Below are 13250 nucleotides of genomic sequence, written 5' to 3' on the forward strand. Positions count from 1 at the left end.
ATTCTTTTTTTATGAAAGCAATTAAAATTACTTCGGTACTTGTGCTTTTTGTGCTGGTGATGACATCCTGCAGCAGCGTTAAAGTAGCGACAGATTACGACCGGGAAGTAAATTTCTCACAGTACCAGACTTACGCATTCTTTAAACCCGGAATCGACAAAGCTGAAATTTCTGACCTCGACAAGAAAAGGATCCTGAGAGCCATAGATCAGGAAATGCAGGAAAAAGGATTTACAAAGTCAGACAATCCCGATCTGCTGGTAAGTATTTTCACAAAGACGAAAGAAAATGTGAACATTTACAACAATCCTTACGGATATGGTTATGGCTGGGGATGGCACCCCTGGTACTGGGGAGCTGGACATAACACTGTGAACTCCACTACAGAAGGAACTTTGTACATCGACCTTGTAGATGCCAGTGAAAAGGAACTGGTATGGCAAGGAATGGGTACAGCCGCACTTTCAAGTAAAGTAGAAAAGAAACAGGAGAGAATCAACGAGATTGTTGAGGAGATCCTTAAAAAATATCCCCCGTCGTTGAATTAAACTTCAATTCCCCTGATAAAGCCGCAAAAACCTCTAATTTTTGCGGCTTTTTATTTTCTTTACATCGGCATTCCACATGAGGTACAATCTATTGGAAAGTCAATAATTTTGTATCTTTAGAACCTGTTCATTACCTATAGCTATGGAACAAGAATTTGAATCTAACGAGATCATCGACAGGCTTCCGGCACACCTGAAGCAGTTTATAAAACCACAGAATTACGAGGACTACACGCCTATCAATCAGGCAGTGTGGAGATACGTGATGCGTAAAAATGTGGATTACCTGAGTAAGGTAGCCCACTCCTCTTATCTCGACGGCTTAAAGCAAACCGGGATTTCCATAGATCACATTCCCAACATGTATGGAATGAACAGGATCCTTAAGGAGATAGGTTGGGCTGCAGTAGCGGTTGACGGATTTATTCCGCCGGCAGCTTTTATGGAATTTCAGGCATTTAATGTACTGGTCATTGCCAGTGATATTCGGCAGCTCGAACACATTGAGTACACTCCGGCACCCGATATCATCCATGAAGGTGCGGGCCACGCTCCTATTATCGCGAATCCTGAATATGCCGAATACCTGCGCCGCTTTGGAGAAATAGGCTGTAAGGCGATATCCAGTGCCAAAGATTATGAGATCTACGAGGCTATTCGTCATTTATCTATCATTAAAGAAGCCGAAGATACTCCTGAAGAAGAGATCGCAGCGGCCGAAAAAAGAGTCGATGAACTGCAGAATGACCTGCGGGAACAAAGTGAAATGGCCCAAATTAGAAACCTGCACTGGTGGACCGTGGAATACGGACTTATTGGCACTGTAGAAAATCCGAAGATCTATGGCGCCGGACTTCTTTCTTCTATTGGTGAAAGCGCCTGGTGTATGACCGATAAGGTTAAAAAGATACCCTATACCATTGCAGCTGCACAGCAGGAATTTGACATTACAAAACCTCAGCCTCAGCTATACGTAACACCAGATTTTGCTCATTTGAGCATGGTGCTCGAAGAATTCGCGAATAAAATGGCTCTCAGAGTGGGTGGTTTGGAAGGCTTACGAAAGCTCATAACATCAAAAAATATTGGCACCATTGAATTAAGTACGGGAATACAGATCTCCGGAAACTTTAGCCGCGTAATTGAACATGAAGGAAAACCTATCTATTTCCAGACCACCGGGGAAACAGCTTTGGCAGCGAGAGAAAAAGAACTTGTGGGTCATGGAAAAGTAAATCATCCGGAAGGTTTTGGATCGCCCATAGGTAGATTAAAAGGTATAAATCTTGCCATTGAAGATATGAGTCCGAGAGATTTGAGGGCGTACGATATCTACGAAGGGGAACAAGTAAGCTTTGAATTTGAAGGCGGATTAACAGTTGAAGGAGAGATCATCACCGGAACCAGGAATCTCCAAGGGAAAGTTATTCTTATCAGCTTAAAAGATTGTACCGTTACCTGTAAAGACGAGGTACTATTTAAACCTGAATGGGGGAATTACGATATGGCCATTGGAAAAGAAGTGGTTTCGGCTTTTGCAGGACCTGCAGATGCGAAATCCTTTAACCTCATCACCCACACGCCTTCTTCTACGACCATTAAAAGCAAAAAAACACCAGAACGTGAGGAACTGGAGTCTCTATACGAATCTGTACGCAATATAAGACAGGGTAAGAACACCAAATTTTCCCTGCAGGCAGCCTTTGATCTGGTTAAGAAATATCACCAAAAGGATTGGTTGCTATCGGTAGAAATCTTTGAACTGGCCCATGGTAAAGATGAAAAACTTGCCAACGAAGTTGTGGAATATCTTGAGGACGTGAAAAAACGCAGGCCCGAAGTCGCCCATCTCATAGACAATGGTCTTGAACTGGTCAAACCTTCTCTGGTTACAGGTTGATCAAAGTTTTAGCTCCTGCATTTCGCGGGCTGCACCAAACTCCTCGTCGTTATAGGTAAGGGTCCAGCCAAGAGTATTTGTAAGGATATAGATCTTTTGCAGCTCACTGATCAGCCGGTTTTTGGCATTCGATTTTAATGACGAATTCTCCACTTTTTCACGCATGGATTTATTGATGCGCGTCTTGATCTTATTGTAATCTTCGGCAGTAAATTGATTGAGATAATCCTGCGTGATGTCGTAATATTTTATGTCGGGATAAATGTTGATCTCTTCTTCAGGAATGTGTGTGATTCGCACCGTCTTATTTTCGACATCTACTTCTGTTTGCAGCTGACTCAGATCGTAGGCCACAGTAGCTTTTGCATTGACAATGATCAATGCCTTTTTTCGGGCTGGAAGTACGTCCAGGAATCGATTTTTGGTGTCTTTATAAGTGTAGACCTGTGAAAAAGTACCTTCGGTCACCACCAGTTTGCCAACATTCTTTATTTGTTGCTGGATCATTGCGGTACTCTCCTCCAGGCGATCCCTCTCCTCATTCCTGTTTTCCCAATACCTATAGCCCAAAAAAATGATAAGGACCACAAGAGCACCAACAATGTATTTTTTCATGTTCTAAAAATACGAATTAGGAACAGGCTTTATTTGAAGAAAATGTGAAGATTCTTCTAGAATCGGATTTCCGGCACCTCTTTTTCCAGCTTTTCTATCTTTTGCTGAAGATCTTTTCTGAATTTTTGGTGTGCTTCGGAAGTTTCATTAAAAGGTCGGTGTAAAAGCCCTTTTTGGATGGTATCCACTCGTTTCATTACTTCGGAAGCTTCTGAAGCTATCCACGCCTCCCGGAATTTCTCCCAGATGTAATCTACAGCTGTGGAATTAGGATGTATCATGTCTTCAGCATAGAACCTGTAATCCCTAAGCTCATCCATCATGATCTCATAAGAAGGAAAGTAAGAGCAATGTTCTTCGGAAGCTACGATTTCCTGAATTGCAGTGATCAATTTAGCCTTGCTCAGCTGATTTTCAACAAAACCATCTTTTAGATGGCGAACAGGAGAAACTGTAAAGATAATTTCAGCTGAAGGATTCAGGATCCTCACAATTTCTGAGGTCTCAAAAAGGACATTTTTGACCTCTGTTATTTCCTTGCTGAAATTCGCCTGCGGCACCTTGTGGCAATTGGCCACCACCTCACGAGATTCCTTCAACCTGTAGCCCCAGGCAGTCCCCGGCGTAATGATCACATGAGTAGCCGACTTCAAAAATTCCGCTGTTTCTTTTACTGCGGCATTCAACTTGTTCAGGATTTCTTCCTTTTCCACCGCATTAAGATCTGAATGTGCTTCGTAGCAGTGCCAGGTTTCGTTGTGGAAGAAGATATCGGCTTCAGAATAAACATGCTGCTCTTTTACCCTTTTTAAAAGGTTATGTATGGCAGCAGGATGGAATAGAATTCCGAAGGGATTAAGTAAGTTTCGGAATTTAAAGTAGTCCAGTTTCTTCCCAATATTTTCGACAAAACAGGAACCCAAAAGCAGCACTTTTGAGGAGTAACCAATTTTTGGTTCCTGAGGTGTTACGGGAATTTGGGTTCGAAATTCCATTTTAATATTTTCAAGACCTCAAAGGTTTTTCAAACCTGTGAGGTCTGATTTACTATAAAACCTACAAGGTCGGAAAAAAGACCTTGCAGGTTAGGTATGATTAAAACCCTTTCAGGGTTCTGAACCCTGAAAGGGTTGTTATGCAGTTATTTCACAAACTCTACCGCCTTTTGCAATGCTTCATTGAGTCCGGCGGGGTTTTTACCTCCGGCTGTGGCGTAAAAGGCTTGTCCGCCGCCACCGCCCTGAATGTATCGGCCTAATTCTTTTACTACTTTCCCTGCATTCAATCCCTTTTCCTCTACCAGGTTCTTAGAGATGTAACAGGAAAGCATGGCTTTTTCATCCTGTTGTGCACCAAAAAGGAGAAAAAGATTGTCCATTTCATCTCCCAGCTGAAAAGAAAGATCTTTTACCCCGCCCATATCCAGGTCAAGCTGCTGCGCCAAGAAATTCACTCCGTTGACCTCTTTGATCTGGCTCTTAAGATCTCCTTTTAAATTTTTAGCTTTATCGCGAAGCAGAGTTTCGATCTGTTTCTTTAGTTCAGTATTTTCTTCCTGCAGGTTCACCACCGCTTTCACCGGATCCTGTGCGTTTTTAAGCACTGCTTTGATCTCGCTGAAAGTCTTTGTTTGATCTGAAAAATATTCCTTTGCAGCTTCATTTGTTATCGCCTCGATCCTTCTGATTCCCGATGCTACCGCACCTTCAGAAAGGATCTTAAAATGCCATATATCTGACGTGTTTCCAACGTGGGTTCCCCCGCAAAGCTCCATAGATTTTCCGAAGCGAACCGCACGGACCTTGTCCCCGTACTTCTCTCCAAAAAGGGCAATTGCGCCGTCATTTATAGCTTCCTGATAAGTCATCTCCCGATTGTCAACAAGCGGCAGTTTCTCGGCAATCCTGAAATTTACAAAATCTTCTATTTGCTGTAATTCCTCTGAACTTACCTTGCTGAAGTGTGAAAAATCGAATCGCAGGTAATCACTTTGCACCATAGAACCTTTTTGCTCCACATGTGTTCCAAGAATGCTTCTTAACGCCTGGTGCAGCAAGTGAGTGGCGCTATGATTTGCAGCTGTCCGCGCACGTTGTGCCGCGTTGACCTTAGCAGTGAAAGTTCCCGAAAGTTCTTCAGGAAGTTCTTTTGCCAAGTGAATGATAAGGTTATTCTCCTTTCGGGTGTCTAAAATGTAAATTACAGCTCCATTTTTTGCCTCCAAAACTCCCTTGTCCCCTACCTGGCCCCCGCCTTCAGGATAAAAAGGAGTTTTGCTGAAGACCAGCTGATACAGCTCGCCTTCTTTTTTCGATTCCACTTTTCGGTACCGCAGGATCTCCACTTCAGCTTCAAGGCTGTCATAACCTACAAAACCTTCGGTTTCGGCATCCTTCACCACCTGCCAGTCACCCGAAGTCACTTTTGAGGCATTTCTCGAACGATCTTTCTGCTTTTGAAGTTCTGCTTCAAATCCTTTATGATCCAGGGAATATCCTTTTTCGCTGAGAATAAGTGCTGTTAGGTCTATAGGAAATCCATAAGTATCGTATAATTCAAAGGCTTTTTTGCCCGAAACATTTTTGTCTTTGCTCTCCTGCATGATCTGGTCCAACAAAACCAGTCCCTGATCAAGGGTGCGTAAAAAGGAATTTTCCTCCTCTCTTATCACATTAGTAATGAGGTTCTGCTGAGAACGTAATTCGGGAAAAGCTTCTCCCATTTGATTTGCCAGCGTTTCCACCAGCTTATATACAAAGGCTTCTTTTTGATTAAGAAAAGTAAATCCATATCGAATTGCTCTTCTCAAAATTCTTCGAATCACATATCCTGCTCCGCCGCTTCCGGGTAACTGCCCGTCAGCAATAGCAAAGGATACCGCCCGCACATGATCTGCGATCACACGTACAGCTATATCAGTTTCTTCGTTCTTTCCGTAGTTTGAATTAGTGATCTCGCAAATCTTCTTGATTAGGGGCGTAAAGACATCGGTATCATAATTGGATTTTACTCCCTGCAACGCCATGCAAAGGCGCTCAAACCCCATCCCTGTATCCACGTGTTTTTCCGGCAATTTCTTCAGGGAACCATCGGCTTTTCTATTAAACTGAATAAAAACCAGGTTCCAGATCTCCACTACCAGCGGATGGTCGTTGTTTACAAGGTCTCTTCCGGGAGTTATGGCCTTTTCTTCAGCCGACCTTAAATCAATATGAATTTCAGAAGAAGGTCCGCATGGTCCCTGGTCTCCCATTTCCCAGAAGTTGTCTTTTTTATTTCCGTAGATGATGCGGTCTTCAGCAACTATCTGCTTCCAAAGATCAAGCGCTTCCTTGTCTAAAGGCAGATCTTCTTCTTCGTTTCCTTCAAAAACTGAAACATAGAGATCTTCCTTGTTCAGCTTGTAAACCTCTGTAAGTAATTCCCAGGCCCAGCTAATCGCTTCCTTCTTAAAATAATCTCCAAAACTCCAGTTGCCCAGCATCTCGAACATGGTGTGGTGATAGGTATCCTTCCCCACTTCTTCGAGGTCATTATGCTTTCCGCTTACGCGCAGACATTTCTGGGTATCGGCAATACGACGACTTTTAGGAATTCCGTTGCCCAGGAAGAATTCCTTGAACTGGTTCATCCCGGCATTGGTAAACATCAACGTAGGATCATCTTTCACCACCATGGGCGCAGATGGCACTATGCTATGGGCTTTATTTTGGAAAAATTCGAGGAATTTAGAACGTATCTCCTGGGATCTCATGAAAGTAAAAATTTAATATTATGCTTTAGGAAAAACAATTTTTATATTTGTTCGTTTCTCAAGCTGACTGTTGCACTGTTTTTGCAACATTTTAAGTAACGCAAAAATAGAATAATTTAACTTATGTCTAAGGTTAAATATTATTACGACAGCGAGACGCTTTCCTATAAAAAGATCGAGCGCAAGAAGGGCCGCCGCCTGGGAATTGCTGCTCTCAGCGTCCTAGGATCTTTCCTGGCAGGTTTCGTTCTTCTGGTAATTTACCTCAACATTCCGCAGTTGGAAACTCCTAAGGAAAGAGCACTTTCAAGGGAACTTGCAAACATGAAATTACAATACAATCTTCTCAATCGAAAAATGGAGCAGGTTGAACAGGTTTTGGCCAATGTAGAGGATCGAGACAACAATATTTACCGACTTTATTTCGAGGCAAATCCTATTCCAGAAGAGCAGCGGCTTGCCGGATTTGGAGGAATTAACCGCTATAAGGATCTTGAAGGCTTTGACAATTCAAAATTAATCATGGACAGTCATAAAAAGCTGGACATGCTCACCAAAAGGCTGGTAGTACAATCTCGTTCTCTTGATGAAATTGTGAGCCTTGCAAAAGACAAGGAAAACCTGCTCGCTTCAATTCCCGCAATAATGCCTGTGAAAAACGAGAACCTTAAAAGGATGGCTTCGGGGTATGGATGGAGAACAGATCCATTTACTAAAGTTAGGAAATTTCACTACGGTATGGACTTCACTGCCCCTCGCGGCACCCCTGTCTATGCAACCGGAGATGGCGTTGTGGAAAGGGCAGATAACCGCTCAAGTGGCTATGGAAATCACATAAGGATCGATCATGGCTATGGGTATGTAAGCCTGTATGCGCATTTATACAAATACAATGTTAGAAGAGGCCAGAAGGTGAAGCGTGGAGATCTTATTGGCTTTGTGGGCAGTACAGGGCGATCACAAGCACCACACCTGCACTACGAGATCTTCAAGGACGAGGACAAGATCAACCCGATCAACTTCTATTATGGTCATCTTTCTCCAGCCGAATATGATGAGATCCTCGAACAGTCACAACAGGAAAATCAATCTCTGGATTAATGCATGTAGACCTGCCCGATAAGCTGTATTATGGAATTGGTGAAGTAGCCGAAGCATTTGGCGTCAACACCTCGCTTATTCGATTCTGGGAAAAGGAGTTTGACGTTATCCAGCCAAAGAAGAACGCAAAGGGCAATCGCAAATTTACCAGGGAAGACATAAAGAACCTCGAACTCATCTTTCACCTGGTCAAGGAAAGAGGTTTTACTCTTGAAGGTGCTAAAATCCATCTAAAGGAAGAGAAAAGCCGGAAAACATTGTCTAACTTTGAGATCATCCGAAAATTGGAGAATATAAAATCCACACTAATCAAACTAAAAAACGAATTATAACATGAAAAAATGGCTTGTGCCCGTTCTAATTATTGGGGCAATTCTACTAGGACTCTACTTGCTAACTGTAGGTAAATATAATACTGCCGTAGAAAGGCAGGAGAATGCCGAGACTGCCTGGTCTCAGGTAGAGAGCGCTTATCAGCGACGAAATGACCTGATTCCAAATCTTGTGAACACTGTAAAAGGCGCGGCCGATTTTGAACGTGGTACACTTACAGATGTTATCGAGGCTCGTGCTAAGGCGACTTCAGTAAATGTCGATGCAGACAATCTTACCGAAGAAAATCTGCAACAGTTTCAACAAGCCCAGGGGCAGGTTTCTTCTGCACTTTCAAGGTTACTCGTAACTGTGGAGAGATATCCAGAGTTACGGGCCACCCAAAACTTTCAGCAGCTACAGTCACAACTGGAAGGCACAGAAAACAGGATCAATGTAGAAAGGAACCGATACAATGAAACCGTTCGGGATTACAATACCTACATTAGGAAATTTCCAAATAACCTGATTGTTGGCATGTATGGTTTTGATGAGATGCCTTTATTCGCAGGAGATCCAGGTTCCGAAAATGCACCCGAAGTTGACTTTGACTTTTAAAAATGGCAAAAATTGAAGATTTTCTTTCCAAGGAAGATGAAGCAGAAATAGTAGCAGCTATTCAGCAAGCCGAGCAAAAGACCTCGGGAGAAATTCGCGTGCACATTGAACATACCTGTAAAGGTGACATCTGGGCCAGGGCAATGGAAGTCTTTCATTTGCTCAAGATGGACAATACCAAAGAAGATAATGGAGTGCTTATTTATGTTGCGGTAGATGATCGCCAGTTCGTCATCTATGGAGATAAAGGGATTAATAATGTGGTGCCTAAGGATTTCTGGGAAACAACAAAAGATGCCATTGTAGCGCAGTTTAAAAAGGGAAAATTCAAGCAGGGTTTAATTGACGGAATTTTAAAAGCCGGTCACGAATTACAGGAACATTTCCCCTGGACCGAGGGCGACAAAAATGAACTCTCGGATAAAATATCCAAATAATGAAATATTTACTTCGGAAATTCCTCGTGCTTTCTATTGTCTCAGGCTGTTTCCTTGGAGTACAGGCCGTACATGCACAACGTGACATCCCAGAAAAACCTGCGAATCAAACCAGCGTTTACGATGGCGCCGATGTACTTTCCACAAGCGAAGAGCAGGCGCTGGAGCAAAAGCTCATTAATTATGCCGATACTACCTCCACACAAATTGTCATTGCCACCATTGAAAGCCTTAATGGAGAATACATTGGAACTTATGCTGCAGAATGGGCACATGAATGGGGCGTAGGACAGGCGGAAGAAGACAATGGTATTATGATCCTGCTGGCAGAGGCCGAACGTAAGATCTGGATCTCTACCGGCTACGGTATTGAAAGCACTCTTACCGATGCTCTTTCTAAAGAGATCATAGAAGGAATTATTTTACCCGAGTTCAGGGCGGGTAGTTATTATCGTGGACTGGACGCAGGTACAACAGCAATTTTTGAAGTCCTCAACGGAAGCTTTAAAGGTTCGAGGCCTGCAGGTACCGGTAGTGGCGTTTCTGCACGCTTTATAATTCTGGCCATTATCTTTATTTTCTTCCTTATTGTAATGAGTTCCCGAAACAAAAGAGGTGGCGGCAAAGGCGGCTACCGGCGTGGCGGCGGACTTCTAGACGTACTCATTCTTAGCAGCCTTGGACGCGGCGGATTTGGCGGCGGTGGCAGCTTTGGAGGCGGAGGAGGCTTCGGCGGAGGCGGTGGCTTTGGCGGCGGCTTCGGAGGCGGTGGCTTTGGCGGCGGTGGCGCCGGTGGGGGATGGTAGATTCTAGAAATACCAAATTACAAGCACCAAATTACAATCTGTTTATTTCATTTACTGCCTTCGAGCAACACATTGGTAGCCTCGAAATTCATTCCGGGGGAAATGGTATTATTAAAAGTTACAGCCCCAGAGGGGCGAAATATTTATAGATATGGGCAAACCCCGGCAAGGAAACCCAATGTTCATCAGAGCCCTGGAAGGGCGAAATATGGGCCAACACAGCAAGGATTGCATATCTGCCTTGGCATTCCATTTATGCTCAAAAAAATAGACCTCTCAAAAATGTCATTTTTTGAGAGGTCTTGTTGTTCAACTGCAATTCAATTGCTTTAAAACATAAAAATTCCGCCTCTTCCTCTGCCTCTGTTCGGATCTTTACCTCCAAATCTGCTAAGTTTATAAGTAAAACTAACCATGAAATATTGTTCCAGGATCAATTCCTGCGTATCCTGCACGTAATCATCGCCTATTACTCTTCGGGTGCTGACGTTCTCATTCAGGAGATCGTAAACCTTTACCTTTAGCGTGGCATTATCTGCCAGAAATTTGTATCCCAGGCTCATGTTCCAAAGCAGGGAAGTAGAATCGAATCCCGGCGCCACGTTTCCGAAGGAAATAAAAGAAACATCATTACCAAATACCACATTTTTGGGCCAGTAGGTAGTGGCTTCCAAGGCGATAGTGTGATTGGTATATTCCTCTTCCCTTCCAAAATTAATATCATATCTGGACTGATTATAATTCATTTCATACCGCGGATTGATCTCTACAAGATCATTGTAATTATAGCCTAGTCTCAGGGAAGGATTGAAAGAATAACGATCTGCATTATATCTAAAACCATTGCTGAAGCCAATTTGACGGTTGTAATTTCCGAAGATCCCCAGCCTGTAACTCAATTCCCGCTCCTCCTTTTTAAACCTCTTACTCAAAGTAACACCCGCATAACTGGAAATTCCGCCATCAACATTGCGATAAGTGGTGGTAGTCACAAGGTCTTCGCCCGTAACGCTGTAAGGCACTACCTGATCGTCATATATAGTGGCCGATGCAAACACACTCATCCCGCTGCGGGTTGCGAAATCAAAGTTCTGGTATCCTAAATGAAAGCGCCGGGAATATTCGGGGCGCAATTCAGGATTTCCTATGATTATGTTGAGCGGATCTGTAAGGTTAGGTACAGGTTGCAACTCCCGAATAGATGGAATTTCTGTATCACTTCGAAAGTCGGCATACAATGTTTTCCCACGCTCTATTTCGTAACGCACATTGGATCTTAGAAAAAGATTGTTGTAAGTATTCTTAAAATCGACATCGGCAAGGAAGTTTGTATTTTCAAGGGAAGTGCTTAATAGTCCTACATCAAAGCCTGCTCTTAACTTCTTACCCTCAAAGGATACCCCAGCATTGGGGATGTGCTTCAAACTCTTCACTTCAAAGTCATTAGACAGCACCTCATTAAATCGATCATATTCGCGGGTGTCTTCGTTAAATTCTAAAACGTTTCGCGTGTTACTCAGGATTTGTGTACTAAAATCGTAGGACAGGTCTAAGAACAGCTTTTCGGCCAGAACTGCCCGTTGGGAGATCCCGGCTTCATATTCGTCTGTCGTATTTTCCTCATCTATGAACTGGTCCTGAATTCTGGTTTCTACAAGCTCCCCAGCTTCGGTATCTAAAAGTTCGGAATAGAAAAAATTCTCGCTTTCCCGCAGCTGGTTTGTATTTTCAAAAGAGGCCTCCAGATAGGCTCCGCGTTTCCCAAATTTTCGGGTGAAGCCAATTCTGTTGTTAAAATCTGAATTGTAAACATCCTCCCTGTCATCTGTGTTCGTAAGCAGCTCTCTGTTACTGTCAATTCTTTCAGAAGCGCTTGTTCTATGCGCAAAACCGTTACTGATGCTCAAAGATGGCCGAAGTTCAATCCTGGTCATTGTATCCAGTTCCACTTCAAAGGAAAGATTGGCCCGATGATTTTCATTTATAATATTGGCATCAGACACTATGTTTGTATAAAAAGTGCTGTTAGGCAAAAAGGTTTCCCTTTCCACAACACTTGCCGTTTCTGTATCGCTCTTCCCAAAAAAGTAATCTCCGGTTAGTTCGAGCTTTTCACCCCAGTCGTTCGTAAAATTGAGACCTGCAGTTTCACTTTTCGTAATTCCCTGGTCACTACCAAATGACATTCCATTCACTGCAAAAGTTCCGTTACTCCTAATCATAATACTTCTTGAGCGACCTCGCATCATATCAAAAACCTCATCCATACTAAAGCCCGAGCTGTTGATGTTGTTGGAACTGGCCAGCACGCTTACCCGCAGGTCATCCTTAAAATAATTCGCAATCCCACTTAGTTCATAACGTTCATCTGTACCACCGCCAGCTGTAAATCGAGAGAAGTACCCTTTATTTTTATCCTCCTTTATGGTCACATTAATAGTTTTATTTTCAGGATCTCCAGCCTTACCGGTAAATTCTTCAGATTTGGTTTTGGTGTCTACCACCTGAATCTTATCTATGATCTCCTTCGGAAGGTTCTTAGTAGCGATCTTAGGGTCATTCCCAAAGAATTCTTTCCCGTTCACGAGGATACGCGATACAGGTTTTCCATTAACAGTTATATTTCCCTGTGCATCTATCTCTACGCCGGGAAGTTTTTTCATTACCTCTTCAAGATTGGCATCCTGCCTGGTATTAAAGGAGGCCGCATTAAATTCAAGGGTGTCAGCTTTTACCGTAACAGGAGCTCGTTCAGAAATTACAGTGACCTCTCCCAGGAGGTTATTGGCAACCTCCATCTTTAAGACACCCAGTTCCATAGTTGGCTCTTTTAGAACAAGAGTTTTTGAAAGAGACTTATAACCGTTATAGGTACTTACCAGCCTTAGCGTATCGACCTTTTCGGAACCTTCGATGACAAAATTCCCTGTTTTACTGGAGATGGTATAGGACACGAGGCTGCTATCCTGGACCTTCTCTACAAAAAGAGTTGCAGATTCCAGGGGTGCCTGTGTCTCGGCATCAACTACTTTTCCGGAAATTTTGAATTGCTGAGCCCAACTTCCTGTGGCAACAAGAAATAGGCATAGAAAGAAAAAATGCTTCATTAAGAGGAGGTTATAAAATAAAATGCTGCCACTTCTCTTGTGGCAGCACTAC

Annotated in this window: 12 protein-coding genes; 8 read left to right on the top strand and 4 right to left on the bottom strand. The window is 43.1% G+C overall.

Annotated elements, in window-relative coordinates:
- Positions 1 to 11: 11 nt before the first annotated feature.
- Both HC175_RS11705 and HC175_RS11710 read left to right on the top strand, forming a co-directional pair.
- Positions 12 to 548, top strand: coding sequence for a DUF4136 domain-containing protein (locus HC175_RS11705; RefSeq protein ID WP_168138685.1), 537 nt, complete (start codon positions 12 to 14; stop codon positions 546 to 548).
- A 142-nt stretch (positions 549 to 690) separates the two neighbouring features.
- Positions 691 to 2448 (top strand): aromatic amino acid hydroxylase, encoded by a 1758-nt coding sequence (locus tag HC175_RS11710; protein WP_168138686.1) that lies wholly within the window; start codon positions 691 to 693, stop codon positions 2446 to 2448.
- Here the strand turns inward: HC175_RS11710 and HC175_RS11715 are convergent, their stop codons facing one another.
- The 3 genes from HC175_RS11715 to alaS form a co-directional block, all read right to left on the bottom strand.
- Positions 2449 to 3063: a DUF4230 domain-containing protein gene (locus HC175_RS11715; RefSeq protein WP_168138687.1), complete on the bottom strand. Its 615-nt coding sequence runs from the start codon at positions 3061 to 3063 to the stop codon at positions 2449 to 2451.
- A gap of 56 nt (positions 3064 to 3119) precedes the next feature.
- Positions 3120 to 4058 carry a GSCFA domain-containing protein gene (locus HC175_RS11720; RefSeq protein ID WP_168138688.1) on the bottom strand — a complete coding sequence of 313 codons (939 nt, stop codon included), beginning with the start codon at positions 4056 to 4058 and terminating at the stop codon, positions 3120 to 3122.
- A 146-nt stretch (positions 4059 to 4204) separates the two neighbouring features.
- Complete coding sequence (gene alaS / locus HC175_RS11725; protein ID WP_168138689.1) at positions 4205 to 6817, bottom strand: alanine--tRNA ligase; 2613 nt, start codon at positions 6815 to 6817, stop codon at positions 4205 to 4207.
- A gap of 123 nt (positions 6818 to 6940) precedes the next feature.
- On the opposite strand from alaS, the gene HC175_RS11730 reads away from it, so the two are divergent.
- The 6 genes from HC175_RS11730 to HC175_RS23870 all read left to right on the top strand — a co-directional run bounded on the left by HC175_RS11730 (position 6941) and on the right by HC175_RS23870 (position 10424).
- A complete protein-coding gene (locus HC175_RS11730; protein WP_168138690.1) occupies positions 6941 to 7918 on the top strand; it encodes a M23 family metallopeptidase in 978 nt (325 codons plus the stop codon).
- A complete protein-coding gene (locus HC175_RS11735; RefSeq protein WP_168138691.1) occupies positions 7918 to 8250 on the top strand; it encodes a MerR family transcriptional regulator in 333 nt (110 codons plus the stop codon). Before HC175_RS11730 ends, HC175_RS11735 begins: the two co-directional genes overlap by 1 nt.
- 1 nt (position 8251) lies before the next feature.
- The gene (locus tag HC175_RS11740; protein WP_168138692.1) at positions 8252 to 8848 is read left to right on the top strand and encodes a LemA family protein; all 597 of its coding nucleotides are present in this window, start codon (positions 8252 to 8254) and stop codon (positions 8846 to 8848) included.
- Positions 8849 to 8850: 2 nt separating this feature from the next.
- Positions 8851 to 9285 (top strand): TPM domain-containing protein, encoded by a 435-nt coding sequence (locus HC175_RS11745; protein WP_168138693.1) that lies wholly within the window; start codon positions 8851 to 8853, stop codon positions 9283 to 9285.
- A complete protein-coding gene (locus HC175_RS11750; RefSeq protein WP_168138694.1) occupies positions 9285 to 10091 on the top strand; it encodes a TPM domain-containing protein in 807 nt (268 codons plus the stop codon). The genes HC175_RS11745 and HC175_RS11750 overlap by 1 nt, the downstream gene beginning before the upstream one ends.
- A 102-nt stretch (positions 10092 to 10193) precedes the next feature.
- Positions 10194 to 10424 carry a hypothetical protein gene (locus HC175_RS23870; RefSeq protein WP_209309979.1) on the top strand — a complete coding sequence of 77 codons (231 nt, stop codon included), beginning with the start codon at positions 10194 to 10196 and terminating at the stop codon, positions 10422 to 10424.
- Here HC175_RS23870 and HC175_RS11755 read toward each other — a convergent pair.
- The gene (locus HC175_RS11755) at positions 10421 to 13198 is read right to left on the bottom strand and encodes an outer membrane beta-barrel protein (RefSeq protein ID WP_168138695.1); all 2778 of its coding nucleotides are present in this window, start codon (positions 13196 to 13198) and stop codon (positions 10421 to 10423) included. The genes HC175_RS23870 and HC175_RS11755 overlap by 4 nt on opposite strands.
- Positions 13199 to 13250 lie beyond the last annotated feature (52 nt).

It is taken from the genome of Salinimicrobium oceani (genome assembly GCF_012037645.1).

Coding starts and splice junctions, on each gene's coding strand:
- HC175_RS11745 (WP_168138693.1), top strand. CDS start 8,851: ATGGCAAAAATTGAAGATTTTCTTTCCAAGGAAGATGAAGCAGAAATA.
- HC175_RS11705 (WP_168138685.1), top strand. CDS start 12: ATGAAAGCAATTAAAATTACTTCGGTACTTGTGCTTTTTGTGCTGGTG.
- HC175_RS11720 (WP_168138688.1), bottom strand. CDS start 4,058: ATGGAATTTCGAACCCAAATTCCCGTAACACCTCAGGAACCAAAAATT.
- HC175_RS11715 (WP_168138687.1), bottom strand. CDS start 3,063: ATGAAAAAATACATTGTTGGTGCTCTTGTGGTCCTTATCATTTTTTTG.
- HC175_RS11710 (WP_168138686.1), top strand. CDS start 691: ATGGAACAAGAATTTGAATCTAACGAGATCATCGACAGGCTTCCGGCA.
- HC175_RS11735 (WP_168138691.1), top strand. CDS start 7,918: ATGCATGTAGACCTGCCCGATAAGCTGTATTATGGAATTGGTGAAGTA.
- HC175_RS11740 (WP_168138692.1), top strand. CDS start 8,252: ATGAAAAAATGGCTTGTGCCCGTTCTAATTATTGGGGCAATTCTACTA.
- HC175_RS11755 (WP_168138695.1), bottom strand. CDS start 13,198: ATGAAGCATTTTTTCTTTCTATGCCTATTTCTTGTTGCCACAGGAAGT.
- HC175_RS11730 (WP_168138690.1), top strand. CDS start 6,941: ATGTCTAAGGTTAAATATTATTACGACAGCGAGACGCTTTCCTATAAA.
- HC175_RS11750 (WP_168138694.1), top strand. CDS start 9,285: ATGAAATATTTACTTCGGAAATTCCTCGTGCTTTCTATTGTCTCAGGC.
- alaS (WP_168138689.1), bottom strand. CDS start 6,817: ATGAGATCCCAGGAGATACGTTCTAAATTCCTCGAATTTTTCCAAAAT.
- HC175_RS23870 (WP_209309979.1), top strand. CDS start 10,194: ATGGTATTATTAAAAGTTACAGCCCCAGAGGGGCGAAATATTTATAGA.